Origin of the sequence: Streptomyces tanashiensis, assembly GCF_014648895.1 — a bacterium.
GTDB lineage: Bacteria > Actinomycetota > Actinomycetes > Streptomycetales > Streptomycetaceae > Streptomyces > Streptomyces tanashiensis.
In genome coordinates this window covers 12,158-28,224 of sequence record NZ_BMRZ01000002.1, presented here as the reverse complement: position 1 = coordinate 28,224, position 16,067 = coordinate 12,158, and the positions used below count along the sequence as shown (strand labels likewise).

Below are 16,067 nucleotides of genomic sequence, written 5' to 3'. Positions count from 1 at the left end.
ACTCGTGTCCTTCGCCGGCTCTCTGGGGCAGCTTGAGCGAGGGCTCTTCGACTGTCGGTGACACCGGCTAGCCTGCTCCGGCGTATCGCTGTCGGGGGAGGGGTTTGATGCTGCCGTTATCGCTCGTGGGCCGCTGGTTCGCCAGGGTCTCGGACTTTCGCGATGCTGATGTCCGGTTGATCTATCAGCGCTGTGTGCTGAGTTGTCTTGAGGTCCCCAGGATTGCACAGCTGTTGGGGCACAGACCGCGGGCGACGCGTGATGCGGTGCACGGACAGATGCTGCGCAATGACGTGATGAGCGCGGTTCTCTCAGGGCTGCCCCATGCGCGGCTGGATGCTGCGATCGCCGACCGGGACCTGCGCTGTGAACGGTTCCGGCTGGCCGATGCACGACTCGGCTGGGATTGGAAGGCCGTGTGCTTTGGGCTGTTCGCCTTTGTGTTCGCCGCAGGGATGCCCTTCGGATTTCTCGGCTTTGTGATCGCTGTCCTGGCCTTGTCGGTGTCCGTGGGGATGTCCGTGGTGCGGGGCTGGTCGGCCGGCCTCTACGTGCTGGAGTGCCTGCGGGCGGGGTGGCTGGGTGCACGGTGGGGGGTGTCGCGGGTTGTTCTCGGTGTCGAGTCGGCCGTGTGGGGCGAGGCCGCGGAGCGGGGTATCGAACCCACGGTGTGGCGTGCGACGCGGGAGCTGTTGGGAGACGACCCCGACTCGCTGCTGGTGTCGGAGTCCTATGAAGGTCTGAGGTCGCCGCGCAGCGATGTCTACCGGGTCGACAACACAGCGATGCGAACCCTCAGCCGCAAGCTGGGGCAGATCGACTCAGGGACGATCGCGGTGTGCGGACCGCGCGGGGCGGGAAAGTCCACACTCCTTGAGACGGCCGTAGCCCGGGCCGACTTCGGTCTCCTGTCGCATGCCCCCGCGAGCTATACGCCTCACGAGTTCCTCCTGTCGCTGTCGGTGGATCTGTGCGAGGCATACATGAGGCATCACGGCTACGCCGTTCCCGCCTTGGTCCAGGTGTCGCCATTCAGGCGACTCCTGCGCCGTGCCCGCGTGCGCGGGGTGCGTCTGTTGTGGTGGTCGGCCTTCGCCGTTCCAGCGGCTGTTGCTGTCGTCCTGGGTGTGGGCGCGGCCGTCCGCAGGAGCATCGACAGCCATGCGCCGCTGCTCGAGGCGAGCCGGCGCACCTTCGAGGAACGATTCGCTGAGATCACAGGGATCTGGCAGGGGCACGCGGCCACCAGCACGGGTGTCACCATCGCGGTGCTCGGCGTGATGTGGTGGCGTGCGCGGCATTCCGGGTGGATCAAAGACACGCTGCGCGATGCGTGGCTCATGCTGGCGTCCGGCGCCGGCATCGCCCTGATCGGGGTAGCGGTGGTGGGGGTCGTGCGCGACGTCTGGATTGCTCAGCACCTGACAGACGCGATCCTCGCCACGGTCCGTCCGCTCGTCCTGGCGGGTGGCCTGTGGATGCTGCTGTCCAGTGCCTCTCTCGCCGTCTCCGAGATCCAGGTCGGCTCGATGACGCTTCGCCCTCGCGCCATGCTGGTCTTTCTGGCCGGGCTGGTCGGCTGGGCGGGGCTGGTGTACGGGCTGCGCTCGCCGCAGATCCAGACGGTACTGGGTGCGCAGGACAACCCGGTGAGGCTGGCCTCGCTGATTGCCGGCGTTGTCCTTTTCCGTATGAGGAACTGGACGCCGAAAGCAGCCGAGCCGCCTTTGGTGTCCCGGTGCCGCAGCCACCTGTTCCGCCTCCAGGCCCAGCTGTCGGCCTCCACCGCACTGACGACGGGTACCTCGCAGCTACTGTCCCTGGGCACCAGCCACACCACGTCCGTCGCGACCCTCCCGCCCAACCTCCCACAGCTGGTACAGGACTTCAAAGAGCTGCTGACGCGTATCGCCAGCGAGTTCAAAGACCGCAACGAGACGGTCGTGATCGCTATCGACGAGCTGGACAGGCTGGGAACCGACACCCGCGTGCTGGCCTTCCTGGCCGAGATCAAGGCCGTCTTCGGCGTGGAACACGTCCACTACGTCCTTGCCGTCGCCGAGGACGTCGGAGCCGCGTTCGTCCGCCGTGGCCTGCCCCACCGCGATATCACCGACAGCTCACTTGACGACGTCGTCCATGTGCAGCCCGCAACCCTGGACGAATCGCACACCATGCTCGAAAAACGTGCCGAACTGACAGGCCCCTACACCGCCCTGACCCACGCACTGGCAGGCGGGATCCCACGCGACCTCATCCGCTACGGACGCCGCGTGATGGACATGAAGGACAAGACCGGATCCGGTGAGCTGGTGCGCATCGCGCGCCAGTTGGTGCTCGAGGAGCTCTCCGAGACACTTGCGGGCTTCCGCATCCTTCTCGCCAAACAACGGTGGACCCGGAGTACCAGTGACGTGCTCAGCTCGTTCAGAGCCCTCGTAGCCCTGCTACGGGACCCCAACCCCTGCCCCTGCACAGAGCGCGAACTGCACCGGAGCCTGCAGGAGTTCGCCTTCCACCCTCGCGGTGCTCTCCCTGCCGGCAGCCCCGACAGAGAGGTCACCGATGAGGCAGGCCAGCTCATCGACGAGGCATCGGCATACGCCTACTTCGCTCTCACCCTCCTCGACATCTTCGCCCACGAAAGGCTCGAACGCCGGACTCGACAGGCGGCAGACCACGGACCGGACGGCAACGTGGAAAGGCTCGCCGAAGCCCGACAGGAGCTAGGTGTCTCGCCCCACAGCGGCCGCGCGCTCATCGACGCCATTCGCAAAGCGTGGTCCCTGCCCCTCAGCCCCGCCGACAACCCCACGCCCTTTCCGTGGGACGGCTACTGCACGATCCACAACGCGTAGGAAGCCGATCGCCCTGCGGACAGCGAGCCTGCCCTCCCCGTGCCCTCCGGCCCATGCCAGCGCCATCTGCATGCCACACTCGGTACGTCCAGCGTCACTCTGGGCGGCCTCCTCAAACAGCTGGCGCACATGACCACGTCTGGGGCGGCAACGGCTGCACGCAACCCCACTGGCGTCGGCTGGTCAAGCCGCAAGGCCCAGCGACGGCGCTGCTCTACTCCGGGTGCTCCAGCGGGATCGGGGCATCGAAGACGTCGACGACGAACTCAGAGGTCCCGCTGCCCTCGAAGTCGACGTCGTAGCGACTGTGCAGCAGCGTGTGGATCCTCACCCACTGACCCTGAGCTGTTGCGTCCTCCGCCACCTGGAGCGCGCCGCGAACAGGACCAGTACCACCGGTCAGCTGCTTACTCGTCCACGTCCGCAGGAGCTTCACCTCTGCGGGGACGGCCCAGGTGCGCAGCTCGGCGCTGGCCGGCACAGAAACCTCCTCGCTGAGCAGCTGGACGACCCACCCGACGCCGCCATCGGGCCTCCGCTTGCTCGACATGCGGATCCCGAGCCCGATCATGTAAGCACCGTCGAGGTAGTCCTCGATCTCATCGTCGATCCGTCCGAAATAGACAGCCTCACGAACGGCCTCGACCACCAGGGGAGAAGCACTGGAAGGTGGAAGCCCGGACCCAATCCACCCCTGCGCTCACCACTCACCTGGCCCTCATCCGCCCCTACCTGCCAGCCCACGTGGACGAGCTCAGTTTCACCGTGCACCAGAAAGACGAAGTCCACACACTGGCCGGCCCTCTCGCTCCCTGGCACGAAGTCGCGACAGCACCCCAGGACAGCGAGGCGAAAATGATGGCCTACTTCCGAGCCCAGCTCTCCTGGACCTACAACAACGCCCCCGTCCTCTCCACCCACCACGTGCGCCGATGGACCGCCCTGCAAGCCGCGCAAACCATGCACCAGGCACCCGCAGAGCCATCACCCGCCTGCGCAGCTTCCGTGATCTGGCAAAGTTCGCAGGCGATGATGAGCTCGCCTGGGCGCTCACCGGAGTCATCCGGTACAAGCGCCTCGGGAAGACGTCAGCCCAGGCAACAGCAGAACTTTCTCGGATGCGTTCCTGGTGCCGCCTTCCGGCCGTACTTCCCGAGTGGCTCTGAACCCGAGAACACAGAACACAGGCACTCGCCGCCCCCGGCTCCGCCACCGCGAGGCCGGGTTCCCCACCACACCGGCTTGGTGGCTGCCTGACCCCTCTCCTCGCCCGTGCTGCCGACCTCACCCCCGGGCCGGCTGCGGGACGCCGGGTGTTCTGCAGGAGATCACTAAGCTCATGTGGCAAGGTCCGAGAGTGATACAGCCTGGGAAGTTACAAAGGAGGGCTGATGAGCGTTCCCTCTGCGCGCGGTCTGCCTGGCCACAGTGAGCAGCCTGCAGCAGGCCAGCCCGCCATCCAACAGATCATCGACGACTACCAACTCAGGTCCGCATACCTCAGGGGTCTCACCCGCGCGCTGTCCGCGCAGGACGGAGCATGGCCGACTGCCTCCGTGCCCCGGGTGATCGTCCAGTTCTGGGACGACCCCCACAGTGTTCCTGCCGACGTGGCGCAGTGCATGAGGAGCTGGTCGGCACTCGAACGCCAGGGCTTTCGGCGGAAGGTTTACGGGGACGACTCCGCCCGTGCGTTCATCCGCTCCGCTCACACGCCAGCGCACGTCGCAGCCTTCGACGCCTGCCCGCATCCGGCGATGCGCAGCGACTACTTCCGGCTGTGCTACCTCGCGCAACGCGGAGGCTTCTACGTGGACGCTGACGATGCCTACCAAGGTACCGACTGGAAGCACCTCTTTCGTGACTCCCGGCTCAGGGTGCAGGCGCTGTGCTACGACACCGCGACCGACACGATGGTCGACGCACACCACGCGGCAACTACCGATGAGGATCCGGACACCTGGATCCACTACATCAACAACAACCCGATCATCGCGCCAGCCCATCACCCTGTCATCGAAGCCGCGCTGGAAGCAGGCACCCGCGCGGTCCTCTCCCACGGCGGCGGACCAATCGACATCCAGTCCATGACGGGCCCAGGCAACCTCACCGCCGCACTGGCCCGGTACGCCTACGACAAACAGCAACAGAAGCAGCCCGTCGACGTCGAGATCCTCTCCCACTGGGATCACGTAGCCGTCAGCCGATGGCCACTGAGCTACCGCAGTGATGACAGGAACTGGCGACCGCCACCTGCTCAAGCCCATACGCCAGGTCTACCGATACCTCCACCACGACATCGGCGACCGCATCCGCGACGAAGTCCGCACCGAACTCCACCGCCCCGGGCCCCGCCTCATCATCGCCCACTCCCTCGGCAGCGTCATCGCCTACGACATGCTCACCCGCCCGGACACCGGCCCCGGCCCCGACGGCCTCACCACGCTTGTCACCTGTGGCTCCCCGCTCGGCTGGCTGACCGTTCGCCGCTCACTGGGATGCGAAGACGCCCTGACCATTCCGGAGGGCGTTGACTGGGTGAACCTCCGGGCAGCCGGTGACGTCGTCGCCCACTCAGGGCTTGCATCCGTGGCGCCGTTCATCCGCGACGAAACCGTCAACAACGGCATTGCCGAACCCCACGCTGTCACGCGCTACCTCAGCCAGCAGATACTCGCCGACCTCGTTGCCAAGGTCACGGGCCTCTGACCCGGATAACCAGAGGCCCCAATCTCAGCTCCATCTGGCCAGCGTCAACTTGACCCGGCTCTGGAGGACCGGGCTTGGTGGCGGTGCCCGACCGGCTGCCGGGTGGGCGCCACCGCTCCTTGCTAGATTCTGCCGAACAGCCAGGTTTCCTCGCACGGCCGCAAGGCGGATCCGGAGCGCAGGTTGCGCCGGTGGCTGCGGGCCGGGCCTGCGAAGACCGGTCAGCCGGCACCTGCGCAGGGCCTGGGCGCGGGGGAGAGGCGCTTCTCAGGGCAGTTCCGTCCCGGGCGGTTCCTCGGGGCTGGTTCCTCGTACGCGGTCGAAGGCGACGCGCGCTTCGTCTGCGGCCGTGGTCAGTGCATGGAGGAGAGCGATTACCGCGGCAAGCGCGTCGGACGCGACCACCTCCCTCTGGTCGCGCCAGACCTCCTTGCGGTCGTTGCCGCCCTCGTGCCAGTGCTCCATGGCGACCAAGGCGTGAAGGCGCAGGCGTTCCCCGTCCAGGACCTGGATGGCCGCTGAGGCGCTGAAGGTGAGTGAGTGCAGAGGGAGATGCTCGACCACGCACTGGAATCCACGCTGGTAGTGGATGGTCTCTCCCGGAACGCCGGGTCTGCGGGCTCGCATCTCCTCGGGCACGGTGCCGGCGGTGGACGGCGAAGAGCTGACTTCCACTCCGGGCCAGAGCCTCAGCTGGGATTCCAGGGCGGAGATACCCGCCTGGAGTTGCTTTAGCGGTGTGTGGGCGAGTGCTTCGGCATCTTGCCAGTTTGATGCCGCCTTGGTTTCGGCGTTCTGCAGGGCGAGGAGGCGTTCGGCCAGTGAGCCGTCCCGGCGCGCCGGGGGTGTCTGCGCGAAGGCCGGCTGGGCGGGGGGTGGGAAGTCGAAGGGAACGCAGGAGAGTCTGCGCTGGTGGTAGTGCAGCTGCTGTACCTCGACGTCGGGGTAGTCCTCAAGGGCCGCCTCGATGACTCGTAGATCCTTCGATGGGAACCTGTTGCCCAGAATGACGCCGGTGACAGCATCTCGAATGTCGATGAAGTCGTAGTCGCTGGACTGGTTCAGCACGACGAGCCGGTACTCGGATTCGTAGGACCAGTCGCGGTGCTTGCGGAAGAACAGCAGGTCCTTGTTGGCCTCCGCGTAAGCCAGGGCCACCGCATCTGCTCCGAACTCTGCCACTTGGCCGAGGTCGATGTGACTCCCCGTGAACAGTCCGTTCTGGCTGTTTAGATAGCGGACCGGGCCGTGGAAGGCGAAGGTCGCCTGCTCCGAGTCGCGGAGGAAGGACTCGATGAGCCTGCCCTGGTCCACTCTGAGGCAGACGCCGCCGTACTTGTCGCCGTAGTGAGACCACAGCGCGAGATGGGACCACCCTCGCGCGGCGTCACGGTTGGTGATGTCTGCTGCTGGTACGAAGTCTCGGGTCAGGCATCCGACCTTGGTGTGCAGGCGAAGATGCCGGTCGAGTTCGTCCCACACGGCGAACGTGGCGTTGAGGTCCTCGCCCTGAGGGCCGCTGAGCCCCGGCGGGTGCGGCTCCGTCTCCCACAGGTCGTTGGTCCTGGGGTAGGGCGAAAGGCGCAGCTTGCCCGTGGTCAGCATGGCTGCGGCAGCCTGAGCGCTCGTGTAATGGAAGAGATCTTCGGTCGGAGTCCACTGAGTCGCCGCCATCTCCAGTTCGCTGTAGGACTCGTATGTCAACGCCCTGTCCTGTTCGTGATCCGAAGGCATGAGGGCTCCTTCCGCTGTCGGGCTCGGACACCGGCTCGTCCAGCCGGCAGAGACACCCTACCCTTGTTCTCGTCACTATGACGAGAACAAGGGTTCCTTCGCGACCTGTGGGCTGGTTCAGGTGCCGGTCGATCAGGTCGAGCGGGGCGGTGTGTCCGGCGTGCGGCGCTGCTGGCAGTGGCCGAGTGCGCCAATGAGGTCCTGGGCGTCGGCGGGGACGGACAGAGACCGGCCGGCAAGGGCGGCGGGGATCTCGGGGTGGGTGGGGTTGACGCGGACGAGACGCGTGTGGGGGCGGTGGCGCGTGAGGTGTTCCCCGGGCCATCGAATGACGCTGGGGGTGTTGAATCCGGCGCCGAGTTCCAGGATGAGCAGGCGAGTGTCGGCACAGGTCGTGTCGATCCAGTCCTGGAGGCGGTGGCCGGCGGGCAGGTAGGGGGCGTCGAGGAACTGGGGGCCGACGCGGATGTTGATTTCGACACCGCCTGCGCAGTTCGGGCAGCGGGGCAGTGCTCCAGGGTCCGCGACGGCACCGGTGACCGGATCGTAGGCGGCGAGCAGCTGCGCGACGAGAGGGCGACTGTCCCACGTGGTGAGAGTGCAGGGGGTCGTGCACTGGTAGCGGCCGTAGTCGCCTTGCGGGGTGAAGATCCGGTCGGGGGCGAAGCCGTTGCGGGCGAAGAGGGCGTCCACGTTGGACGTCATCACCCAATGGTCTTTCTCGCCGACCAGCGTGCGCAGCCGCCGGTAGAGGAGGTTGGGAGCAGGGGAGAAGCGGATGTCGTCGATGTGGACGGCCCAGTAGCCCCACAGCAGGCGGGGGGCAGGGGCACGCCGACCATGTAGCGGGAGCGCAGGCCGAGGCGGTGCAGGGCGGGGAAGAGTTCCCGGAAGCGGTCTTCGTCGTCGTAGCGGTATCCGGCAGCGGCGCTCAGCCCGGCGCCGGCCGTGATCAGGACGCGGTCGGCCTCGCTGAGCCAGGTGCGTATCGTGCCGACAGCGGCTTCCAGGTCGAAGGCGGGCTGGTTCAACGGGGCTGGTCTCCTTAGGTCAGCGTGCTTGCGTAGGCGGCGAAGTCGTCGTCCGCATACACGTTGAAGATCACGCGGTCGAGCCGTCCCGGGTGGTGGTCAAGCCAGTCGGCCACGGTGTCCAGAGCGGTGTGGGCTGCGGGCGCCTTGGGGTAGCCGAAGACGCCGGTGCTGATGCCGCAGAACGCGACGGTGCGTATGCCGTTCATCTCGGCGGCGAGGTCGAGACAGGCACGGTAGGAGGCCGCCAGAGCCTGCTGATGCTGCGGGCGCAGGGGCCCGTCGACGATCGGACCGACCGTGTGCAGGACGTGGCGGGCAGGCAGGTGGTAGCCGCGGGTGACCTTGGCGGTGCCGGTCGGCTCCGGGTGGCCCTGCCGGGTCATGATCGTGTGGCAGTCCTCGCGCAGGCGGGGCCCGGCCGCGGCGTGGATGGCGTTGTCGATGCACCGGTGCATGGGGGCGAAGCAGCCGAGCAGGGCGCTGTTGGCGGCGTTCACGATCGCATCCGCGCCGAGCATGGTGATGTCCCCCTGCCACAGCACCGTGCGGTCGGCGGCCCGGTACGCGGCGTGGGGAAACGCGTCGCGGATGGAGGGAAGGGCCCTCGCGTCGGTGGTGGGGCGCGCCCGGCTTTCGGCGGCCAGGAGCGCATCGAGCGCGTGGGCGGCCTCGTCGGGAGGGGGGACCGGTTCCCGCAAGGTCAGGACGGCACGCAGCAGTTGTCGGGCCGCACGGTCGTCGAGCTGATCCGCGGCGCCAGGGCGCAGGCCGGCTTGCGCTGCGGCCGGGTCGAGTGCCAGCTTGGCGAGCACCTGGCGGACCAGATCGGCCGGCCGGGATGCCGGGTCCGGGTCTGGGGGCGGGGTGAACGGCTCGTCGAGGGCGATGGCGGTGCGGTAGGCGGTGAGCGGCAGTGTTGTGGCGGGCATGGGGTCTCCGGTCGGCACGTGGTTGCGTTCGGACGGGTTCGAAGGTCCGGCGGGGGAGCCCAGGAGCGTGTGCTGCCGAGGCCCGTTGGTGAGCGGTTCGCCTGGGCGCCCATGGAGGTCGTCTCCCAGGCTGCGGGGCTCGGGCTTGGCACGGGTCCGCAGGGACCGTCTCCAGGAACAGGGTGCAGACGTTCACGACAGCGATAGCGACAACCGTGACCGCGCGGCTGCGGACCATGCCAGGCCCGTCACGTGATGGCGTGACTTTCCCTCGCTCCGCCGTGACCGGCCGACAGCGGGGCAGGATCGGCCGGCATACGGTCCGGTGGCGCAGGGGCCCATGAGTCCGAGCGGCCGGACGGGAGAGTGCGGGAGCGCCTCTGGTGATGCGCGACGCGCCGCCGTGTCCACCCGGCTTGGCCGGTGGCCACGGCGGCGCGCGGTGTTCATGCGGGTTCGAGGGTCCCGGTGTGAAGCTCGGCGACACGGCCGTCGCCCGCCTCATCCGTCCAGAAGGCGTGGACCGTAAGGGTGTTGAGGTTCATGACGTGGGTGACCGTCATGCCGGACGTCTCGGCCCAGCCGAGCATGAACAGCCCGGGAGCCACTTCGGCGGTGTGGAGGGTGACGGTCTCCTCGGAGCCCTTGGCCGGGCCCTCCAGGGTCTCGTAGTGCAGGCTCGTGCCGTCGGCCGCATAGGTGTTGCGAAAGACGACCCCGTTGTCGACCCGGAAGACGAAGGCCCGCCCGGCGTAGGTGAGCTCACTCATCGCACGTGTCCTTTCTGGCTCCGGGAAGCGTCAGAACAGGCCGTTGCCGTGGGGAAGCTCAGCCGGAACCGGGGCGATGACGTCCCAGTGCTCGACGATCTTGCCGCCCTTGACGCGGAAGAGGTCGTAGTACGCGACAGGCACACCGAACTCGCCCTCGGACTGGAGCAGGACGAACTCGCCCTCGGCGATGACCTTGTGCACGGTCTTGTAGACGAGGTTCTTGCCCTGCCCGGCCCACTTCGCGGCCGCCGCGCCGAACCCGTCGAGGCCGTCGGCGGCCTCGGGGTTGTGCTGGTGGTAGGCCTCGGTGGAGATGTAGTCGGTGAGCACCGAGTAGTCGGCGCCGACCAGGACCTTCTGGGCGAACTCGGCGACCAGAGCGCGGTTGGCGTCGGTCTTGTCCGTCTCGGCGTTCTCGGTGGGACCGTCGGTCTGCGAGCGGCCCGAGACAGTCTCCTTGACCTGCGGCGTCAGCGCGTCCCAGTGCTCTGCCAGCTTGCCGTCGGCGTCGACGCGGAAGATGTCGAAGGCGACCAGCGGGGCGGGGCCGAAGCCGTAGTACGTGCCGTGGAGAGCGACCAGATCGCCGTCGGAGATCACCCGGACGCCCTCGTACCGGAAGCCCTCCGGAAGGCCGGCGACCAGCTGACGCAGGGCCTCGGGGCCGTCCGCGGCCAGGGAACTGTGCTGGCGGTAGTCGGCGGCGACCCAGCGGTCCACCGCACTGGGGTCCTTCTCACCGAACAGCTCGCCGGCGGCGGTCAGCACGGTGTGCTTGGCGTTGCTCATGGCAGTTCTCCTTGCAAAGGCGGGACAGGGGTGAGGACTTGGAATTTCGATGCGTACAGGCGCTGGTCGAGCGCAGCAGTCAGGGAAGCGGCCGAGGAAGCCATGCCACCCAACTGGTCGGCTCCGTACCTGGTGTGCAGCAACAGCGTCGGATACGAGGTGACGTGCATACGGCGCAGCGCACGGAACCCGGAAAGGGCCTGCATCCGAGCAGCCGGAGACACATAGGCCGCAGCCACGGCATCCGCGTCGGCACCGAGCTCGCCGGCAATGTCCCGGAAGACCTCGACGCCGGACAGGCTGCGGCCGTCGGAGAACCAGGCCCGTTGCACGGCCTCGGCCGCGTCCAGAGCGCTGACACCGGGCTGCTCTCGCAGCGCGATCAGCCCGGCCGCCGCTGCCGTGGAGTCCAGCACGCTCGTTCCCCGCGCCAGAGCCCGCTCGTAGCCAGCGCCGAACGTGACACCAGTCAGCCGCGCAATACGGTCACGCTCTGCCGACAGATCCGGATACGCCGCCACAGGCCGCACCCGGACGCCGGTGTAGAGGCCGGCCGGCACGGCACTGAGCCGGATGCGGTGTGCGTTGTCCCCGGCGAAGGCCCGCAAAGTCGGACCGAAGCCGTAGCACCAGGGGCAGTACACGTCGAAGGCGTACGTCAGTGAGACACACTCCGCCGAAGCCACCACACTCCTCCTCTCTTACCGCTTTCCGACACCACCAGATACTGGAGAGATCGACACCTCCAAGCTAAAGCCCCTGAACAGGCTGAACCGGATACCCTGGCGACTTACGATGGTCAAAAACCGACACAATGCCGATCGCGGCATCCCCGAGATCTCCTACGCAGCGCCCGCCGGCACCCCCACCGGCGTCGAAGTGCTGTCCCTCGCCGAACTACGCCACCGCGTACCCGCCAAACGGCTCACCGCCCCCCAGCGCCCGGACTTCCACCACCTGATCGCCCTCACCGGCGGAACCCTCTGGCACACGGTCGACTTCACCGCCTACGCACTCACCCCCGGCTCCTGGCTCTGGGTACGCCCCGGCCAAGTCCACCAATGGAGCGACCCCACCCAAGCCGAAGGCACCCTCATCCTGTTCCGCCAGGACTTCCTCGACCCCGCCACCACCACCGACGCACGCATAGAAGACCCACACGCCCCGATCCTGCGCCAGCCCCTCCCCGATGACGCCGCAGCCCTCCAGCAGGCCGCCGACCACCTCAACGCCGAATTCCACGCACTCGGGCACCTGCCCCTGGAAGTCCACACCACAGCCCTGCGCCACCTGCTGGCCGTCCTAGTCCTGCGCCTGGCCCACCTCACCACACCCGCTGGCAGCCCCGTCCCCGAACCCGACGCCACCTACCTGCGCTTCCGTGAAGCCGTGGAAAAGGACTTCGCCCGCACCCGACGGGTAGAGGACTACGCCGAGGCACTCGGCTACTCCACCCGCACCCTCTCCCGCGCGGCCCTTGCCGCCGCAGGCCTCGGCGCCAAGGAGTTCATCGACCGCCGCGTCATCCTCGAAGCCAAACGCCTCCTGGCTCACAGCGACCAGACCGCCGCCAGCATCGCCGACCGCCTCGGCTTCTCCAGCGCGACACACTTCAGCAAGTACTTCCACCAGCGCACCAACCAGACCCCGATCGCCTTCCGTGACACAGTCCGCGGGCACACCCACAAGGTGAGAGCCACCGTTCCTGGTCAGTGAGCAGCAGCGAGTCTTGGACTCACGTCCCGGTACTGCACGCATCCCGGGCGGTTCTGAATGCGCTGGTCGCCCGCATTCTTCATGTTGACCCGTTCGGGCACTCACAGTGCCCACCCCTCGGCCCCGGCCGCATGCCAGTGACAGCCCGCCTGGGCAATCAATCCGAGCATCTCTGCGAACGTCAGGAGTGTCCGGCAGGGCAGCGAACCAGGAATCTCGGATTCACGAAATCAGGAATCGTCCTACTTGGTTGCGACGTACCACGAGGCTGCGACCAGAATTCCCCCTGAAGCCGCCGCCGCCACCGTCGCCAATTTGTAGCTTTTGAATGGTTCGCTACTTGCGTCGGATGCGGTCTTGTTTCCTCTCTCGACTTCAATGAGAAACCATTCAGCCGACTGGCGTGCATGGACCAGAAGAGCTGCCCCAAGAAACACCAGGGTGAAGAATATTGCGCGAAGCCAGACGCACTCGTTGAGGACATCTTTGGCGAGGTCGCCGAACAGAGCTAGCGCCCCCAGTCCGCCGCCGACGTATGTCGTCAGGCTCACGAGCCGCCGATATCGTGCCAGTTCCAGTGGCTCAGGAGGCGACCCCGGTGGAGCTGCGGTCATGCAGTCACCCCGGTTCAGAAATGCCAGAGGCTGTTGAAAAGACCTCGGAAGAATTCGAGAGCAGCCTCAAGGTCCGCCTGGCTCAGCTCTTCTTCCGAAAATCTGTAGCGAGCGCCAGCGGCAACCACAATATTTGCCGTGAAGAGTTTTACCGCCCGCTCCGGAATGGGTGATCCGGGCTCGTGCTTCTCGATGAGGATTTCTTGCGCGTGTTTGACGGTGGTGTGAATGACCTCTTTGTTTACGTCAATGTCCGCATCCTTCAGCAGTTCGAAGCCGAGCAAGGTTCCCGAAGATACGCCCGGGAAGGAGGGGTGGAAAGCCTGCATGGGTGTCCTCTAATCCTATCGGCAGTCTTTACTGGGTATCGGTATCACTGCCGACTGTGCGGGACCGACACGCGGGTGACCCCGAATAGACCAGAGGCCCTTTGGGCCACATGCCGCAGCTCGTTGAAGGCAAGCACGGGCGGAGCTGCTGATCCCTGCGTTGCTCAATCGGTGAGCGCAACGGTGGCCGCGGCCAGTCGCTGCCCAAGCCAAGAGCGCTGGTCCTCGGGCAGGCCCGCACGAGGTTCGTCGGCCTCGGCACGGCCGCCGCGACAGCCTCGTGATCTCGCTCCGAACGTGAACGAGGCAAAGCGCGGTGTCGGCCGGCACCGGTGTCTGTGCGACGACCGGGCCGGCCACTGCCATCAGAGAGCAGAGCGCTAGCCTGCAACGCCTGCGGGAGAGACCTTCTCCACCGGCTCGGCATCCGCTCCGGCGCCGCGCACGTCCTCGCGCGGCAGAGCCACAAGCCCCCGGCGTGGGTGTAGCACTAGTCACAGCGCCTTTGCGTGCCTGCCCACTCCGTCCCTTCTATTGTTGCGACGGAAGATTTCGCTCGACCTACCCGACGTCGCTTCCGGACCATCTCGATCCTCGACGCAGGGGCCACGCACGATGCACATGACCACCTCGAGGATTCGCCGTCTATGTGAACCCTGCGCCGCAGTCGCCAGGGCGTTCCCTGAGTGGCAGGCCGAGCGCGGCGCGGGCGGCTCCGCCGGATCCTGCGAGTCCGGGCCTTCCTCGATCCCGTGGACGTGGAGCCTGACTCAAGGGGCCGATGCGGCGTGATGCACCAGACGTCTGCACGTGGCGCTGCCGGGTGCCCTGCCCTTGAGGACGCCGCGGGGCTGGACCTCTTTGACACAGGATTCGTTCGCGACCCGTACCCTCTGCTGGGACATCTGCGCCGTGCCGCGCCTGTCCACTACGACTCGGCAACCGGACTGTGGCTGATCAGCCGATACGCGGATGTCCGGCAGATACTGCTGGACCCTGCTACGTACCGGCCGGACAATGCCCAGCAAGCCGTCGCTGCACTGTCTGTGCCGACACTTCGAACGCTGGCACGAGCCGGATTCAAACTCCCGCCGGCTCTCGCCAACAACAGCAGCAGCACCCACACAGGGCTGCGCCGCGTGGTCACACGGTTCTTCAACAGCGCTCGCGTTGCCGCTGCCACGCCGCTCATCGATGCAACAGCACGCCAGATCTTGACGCGCATGCAGGACCGCTATGTGCCGGGTGCCGACTGCGACTTGGCCGCCGACTACGCCCGCCCGCTTCCGTGCATGGTGATGCTGCAGCTGCTCGGTATCGCAGATATGCCTGCCTCCACCCTGCTGGCGTGGAGCGATGCGTCACTGGAGCTGTTCTACGGGTGGCCCTCCCCGGAGCGGCAGGCTCACTTGGTTGATCTTGTCTGCGACTTCTACCGCTGGCTGACCTCTCAGGTCACTGATGCCGCCCCGTCGCATAGCTTGATCGGCGCGCTCCGCAGCCACCGGATGCCGTCTGGCGAGCCTGTGGACCCGGCGACTGTCGTGGCGGTGTGTTTCTTCGCCTTCATCGCCGGACAATCCACCACCGGCCAGCTCATCTCCACCGTGCTCCGCCACGCGTTGGCCGATGCCGATGTGTGGGAGCGTTCGGCTTCTGATGAGAGCTTCGCGTCAGCATGGGTGGAGGAAGTACTGCGGCGCGAGCCGCCGGTAACCACCTGGCGCCGGGTGACGGCGCGGGAGGTGGAGCTGTCTGAGGTGCGGCTCCCCGCCGGATCCCAGCTCTTGCTGATGCTGATGGGGACAGGCTCGGATCCCGAAATTTTCGACCAGCCGGATCGGATGGACCCGTACCGGGCGAACATCCGCCACCACTTGTCCTTCGGGGCAGGCCGCCACCGCTGCCTGGGAGCGTCGCTGGCACGCACCGAAGCAGCGGTAGCGCTCCGGGTAGCCGCCCGACTGCTGCCTGACGCCACTCTCACCAAAGGCGCAGACCCACAGATGCTCGGGCTCCTGTCCTTCCGCGCTCCGACGCGTGTACTGGTCCGCCACAACTGACGCCGACGAGGCGCTTATAGCCGTCGCCGGCGGCGCCTCCACATGATGCAGGCGCCGCCGGAAGCGGGGGCGGCGCTCAGCCGCGGATGATGTTCTCCGCCTGCGGGCCCTTCTGGCCCTGAGTGATGTCGAACGTCACCGTCTCGCCTTCGGTCAGTTCGCGGTATCCGTTGCCGGAGATGTTGGAGTAGTGGGCGAAGACGTCCGGTCCGCCGCCGTCCTGGGCGATGAAGCCGAAGCCCTTTTCGGAGTTGAACCACTTCACGGTGCCGCTGGCCATGCTCGTCCTTCTGGTCAAATTCAGCGGTGGCCCGGGTCCGAGCCACTCCGGGCCCTCCACGTGGGGCGCCCGCACCAGTCCTCCCCCCGCACTCCCGTTCCTACACTCATTCACCAGATCTTGTTCGAAGGCCGTGACATGCCCGCGAACCGAACACAGGAGGTGGGTTCGCGCAGGCCACGGCCGGGATGCATGCTGCGTGCGAGCACCCGGCACCGTTGCCGAAACGCCAGGAGGCC

The 16,067-nt window shown here is 67.0% G+C and carries 15 protein-coding genes and 1 pseudogene; 5 read left to right on the top strand and 11 right to left on the bottom strand.

What is annotated here, in order from left to right:
- Positions 1-107 precede the first annotated feature (107 nt).
- A complete protein-coding gene (locus IE237_RS05715) occupies positions 108-2,858 on the top strand; it encodes a P-loop NTPase fold protein (protein ID WP_189800717.1) in 2,751 nt (916 codons plus the stop codon).
- 214 nt (positions 2,859-3,072) lie between these two features.
- On the opposite strand, the gene IE237_RS05710 is transcribed toward IE237_RS05715, so the two are convergent.
- Positions 3,073-3,507, bottom strand: a complete 435-nt coding sequence (locus IE237_RS05710) for a hypothetical protein (RefSeq protein ID WP_189800716.1) — start codon at positions 3,505-3,507, stop codon at positions 3,073-3,075.
- Between the two features lie 742 nt (positions 3,508-4,249).
- Between IE237_RS05710 and IE237_RS41595 the strand changes: the two are divergent.
- A pseudogene (locus tag IE237_RS41595) lies at positions 4,250-4,678 on the top strand (glycosyltransferase family 32 protein); the annotation flags it as partial.
- A 409-nt stretch (positions 4,679-5,087) separates the two neighbouring features.
- A complete protein-coding gene (locus IE237_RS40500; protein WP_229842315.1) occupies positions 5,088-5,567 on the top strand; it encodes a hypothetical protein in 480 nt (159 codons plus the stop codon).
- A gap of 267 nt (positions 5,568-5,834) precedes the next feature.
- Here IE237_RS40500 and IE237_RS05700 read toward each other — a convergent pair whose 3' ends face one another.
- The 7 genes from IE237_RS05700 to IE237_RS05675 form a co-directional block, all read right to left on the bottom strand.
- A complete protein-coding gene (locus IE237_RS05700; protein ID WP_189800714.1) occupies positions 5,835-7,301 on the bottom strand; it encodes a DUF2971 domain-containing protein in 1,467 nt (488 codons plus the stop codon).
- A gap of 132 nt (positions 7,302-7,433) precedes the next feature.
- Positions 7,434-8,006 (bottom strand): SIR2 family NAD-dependent protein deacylase, encoded by a 573-nt coding sequence (locus IE237_RS40495; RefSeq protein WP_229842313.1) that lies wholly within the window; start codon positions 8,004-8,006, stop codon positions 7,434-7,436.
- Complete coding sequence (locus IE237_RS40490) at positions 8,006-8,332, bottom strand: hypothetical protein (protein WP_229842311.1); 327 nt, start codon at positions 8,330-8,332, stop codon at positions 8,006-8,008. The genes IE237_RS40495 and IE237_RS40490 overlap by 1 nt, the downstream gene beginning before the upstream one ends.
- A gap of 14 nt (positions 8,333-8,346) precedes the next feature.
- Positions 8,347-9,264, bottom strand: a complete 918-nt coding sequence (locus IE237_RS05690) for a protein-ADP-ribose hydrolase (RefSeq protein WP_189800713.1) — start codon at positions 9,262-9,264, stop codon at positions 8,347-8,349.
- Between the two features lie 446 nt (positions 9,265-9,710).
- Positions 9,711-10,034: a MoaF-related domain-containing protein gene (locus IE237_RS05685; RefSeq protein ID WP_189800712.1), complete on the bottom strand. Its 324-nt coding sequence runs from the start codon at positions 10,032-10,034 to the stop codon at positions 9,711-9,713.
- A gap of 30 nt (positions 10,035-10,064) precedes the next feature.
- Positions 10,065-10,826, bottom strand: a complete 762-nt coding sequence (locus tag IE237_RS05680; RefSeq protein WP_189800711.1) for a nuclear transport factor 2 family protein — start codon at positions 10,824-10,826, stop codon at positions 10,065-10,067.
- Positions 10,823-11,512, bottom strand: a complete 690-nt coding sequence (locus tag IE237_RS05675; protein WP_229842309.1) for a DsbA family protein — start codon at positions 11,510-11,512, stop codon at positions 10,823-10,825. The genes IE237_RS05680 and IE237_RS05675 overlap by 4 nt, the downstream gene beginning before the upstream one ends.
- Positions 11,513-11,621: 109 nt before the next feature.
- Here IE237_RS05675 and IE237_RS05670 point away from each other — a divergent pair, with 109 nt between their 5' ends.
- A complete protein-coding gene (locus IE237_RS05670) occupies positions 11,622-12,542 on the top strand; it encodes a helix-turn-helix transcriptional regulator (protein ID WP_189800710.1) in 921 nt (306 codons plus the stop codon).
- Between the two features lie 242 nt (positions 12,543-12,784).
- On the opposite strand, the gene IE237_RS05665 is transcribed toward IE237_RS05670, so the two are convergent.
- Both IE237_RS05665 and IE237_RS05660 read right to left on the bottom strand, forming a co-directional pair.
- Positions 12,785-13,093, bottom strand: coding sequence for a hypothetical protein (locus IE237_RS05665; protein WP_189800709.1), 309 nt, complete (start codon positions 13,091-13,093; stop codon positions 12,785-12,787).
- A 77-nt stretch (positions 13,094-13,170) separates the two neighbouring features.
- Positions 13,171-13,485, bottom strand: a complete 315-nt coding sequence (locus IE237_RS05660) for a hypothetical protein (RefSeq protein ID WP_189800708.1) — start codon at positions 13,483-13,485, stop codon at positions 13,171-13,173.
- Positions 13,486-14,276: 791 nt separating this feature from the next.
- On the opposite strand from IE237_RS05660, the gene IE237_RS05655 reads away from it, so the two are divergent.
- Positions 14,277-15,548: a cytochrome P450 gene (locus IE237_RS05655; RefSeq protein WP_189801556.1), complete on the top strand. Its 1,272-nt coding sequence runs from the start codon at positions 14,277-14,279 to the stop codon at positions 15,546-15,548.
- A 76-nt stretch (positions 15,549-15,624) separates the two neighbouring features.
- On the opposite strand, the gene IE237_RS05650 is transcribed toward IE237_RS05655, so the two are convergent.
- Entirely contained in the window at positions 15,625-15,828 is a 204-nt protein-coding gene (locus IE237_RS05650) for a cold-shock protein (protein WP_147981444.1), read from the bottom strand.
- Positions 15,829-16,067: the final 239 nt, after the last annotated feature.